Genomic DNA, 2,352 nt, shown 5'->3' with positions numbered 1-2,352 from the left:
CCACCAATATCATTGGCTGAGGAATCAGATTTTGCCCGTCATCTCTGACTAATTGAATAACGTGGAAAGCATTGCTGTCCATGTTGGCAAAAGTAAACAGATTCCATGCACCAGTCTGAATATCCAGGCTGGGGTTGTATTGACCGTTAACTGTGTGAATTATATTCTCGACAGGTTCTCCTAACGGCCCGCCGCCATATGGAAATAAGGGAGGCGCTCCCCCTGTCGGCTGTTTGGGATCGTAATTCCCTTCCGCAGGTTTGGCATTGTAACCCATGAAAGAGGCATCCGATCGCTCGTAAATATTTTCGCCGTTTTCGTTTCCTAAAACTTCTAGTGGCGTACCCGCAGGAACTACCTTTGTAGGGTCTTGGTTTAAAGGATCGTTGGCGCTACCTACGCGATCGACTTGCTGGATTCCATAAGTCTGAAGCGCCATAAAGTACATGGGTCTCTCTGTAGGGTCCCATTTCGCTAGATCTGGCAGGTCATGCGGAGGTGCAATTAGCAAATTACCGCCTAATCCGGAGGCAACTTTTTCGTTTGTATTGCCGTGCAGGTGCGGGTGATACCAATCCAATCCGATAAAATGGTTGTCGGGAATCTTGATACTGACAGGCCAACTTTCTCCTGGGTTCACTGGTATCAGAACGTTATCTCCATACCCAACAGGCGAAACGTGCAGTCCGTGGGTATGTAAGTTCGTTGTCACCGGCTTTCCCAGTGCTGAATCTTCTAAGTAATTTTCCAGTCTGATGTTAATTGTGTCCCCTGGCTCCGTAATGATCATCGGGCCGGGTATTGTCCCGTTATAGCCTCTAAAACGATCGTAGGGCGTTTTCTCGTTGTTCAGCCAGGGAATTATCCCATCTCCCGATTTAACAGTTCCAAATCCATCGATTTTAACCTGGGCCAGATCTTCCAGTCGTAGGGTGATATTCAATTCCTTTTGTGGCCCCCAACTGGAATAATAGTTGCCCGCACGACCTTCCTGCCAATCTTTAAAAGGATCTTTATAGACAACTTTTTGATCTGGATGCGGTAAAACTTTTAAATAACCTGATGTATCGTACCCAGGACTCCAATTTTGAAAGTTCTGCGAGCCAATAATATAAGCGTCCTTCAGTGCTTGTGAAGTCATAATTTACCTACCTCCTAACCACAGTTAGAAATTAAGATTGTTGTCTTTTTGTTGCTATCTGTAATATTTTCTTTACATCAAGCCCGATCTTAGCTGTCCGATCGATTTGCCATCAGTAGCACTAAGATAAGCAGAAAAATCACCCCTTGTCGAGGCATAAGGGATAGCAATTCCGATCCGGTTGTCTATTTTACTACTATTTATTCTTTGTGCCCAATCCCAAGAAAATCCTCTTAACTTAGTGCCATTCGATTGTGGCACAACAGAAGCTTTTCGTAAAGGGGATTATGGCTGCTGTAACGAATTAAACGACCGTTTGAATATAACCGAACTGTAACATCTAGGTAGCGATCCGTTGCACGTTTTAACGGATGTAATCTATTGTTAATTTAGTTGTAAATTTTGACCTCTATTGTTAATTTAGTTGTAAATTTTGCCCGATCCAACTTTTCTCTACCCCTTTTGCTCTTTTTGTACTGGCTTTTACCAAAATCAGGAATCTTTGAGAGCAATCTCTTTGTAAAGTTAAGAAAAAGTTAAAAATTATCGCTTTTCCCATAAAGTACAATACCGTTTGCTTTTAAACCAAACTCAGCCGTAGAAGTAGACATAGATTAAGCCTCTCTCAGATTGACTGACCGCAGACAAAAATTTTCTGATTTGAATAAAAGAGCGGCTAGCATCTTGCGATCGATCTGAGAGTTTGGTTTTAATCCGCGTTAAATACCCTTATTTTAAGGTTTTTTGATTTTTCTAGCTTCTAGGCCATAATTTTTCGTTTTTCTTAAAGCTATAGCTTACTATATATGGATGAGCCTGAAGAAATTAAACTTAAGAATGTTTCCCCAACATACTAGATTTGATTACGTTATCTTGAAAACTCCCTTTATGCCAAAACTTAAATTGAGTAAATTCGAGCTTGATAATTTTAAAAAAGTATCGTTTAAATTCAATGTGAGCAGCAGTAGTTATTACTAATTTATCATTAAGATCGGGAATAATACATCAAATAAGCGCTCGTGCCAGTCCTACGATGCAAACTTAAAATTAATCACAAAAACTTTTAGTTTTAGAAAGCCTTTAAGGTACAGGGCGTTCAAAATAAAGCACAAGTCAAAGCAAATCCTCGAAAGCTCGATTTCCCAGTTATGGAAAATCAATAAGCGATCGCAACCATAGCGCGGTTCTTAGCTCGGTCAAAGTTTTTTGAT

At 40.7% G+C, this 2,352-nt stretch carries 1 protein-coding gene; it reads right to left on the bottom strand.

Annotated elements, in window-relative coordinates; translation table 11 throughout:
* A partial coding sequence (locus H6S82_RS29240) for a multicopper oxidase domain-containing protein (RefSeq protein ID WP_191057178.1) occupies positions 1 to 1,141 on the bottom strand: 1,141 nt, incomplete at its 3' end.
* Positions 1,142 to 2,352: the final 1,211 nt, after the last annotated feature.

This window comes from Planktothrix sp. FACHB-1355, from assembly GCF_014748295.1.
Taxonomy (GTDB): domain Bacteria; phylum Cyanobacteriota; class Cyanobacteriia; order Cyanobacteriales; family Aerosakkonemataceae; genus Aerosakkonema; species Aerosakkonema funiforme_A.
Note: the sequence above shows the minus strand (reverse complement) of the source record. Positions and strands in the feature narration are given on the sequence as shown.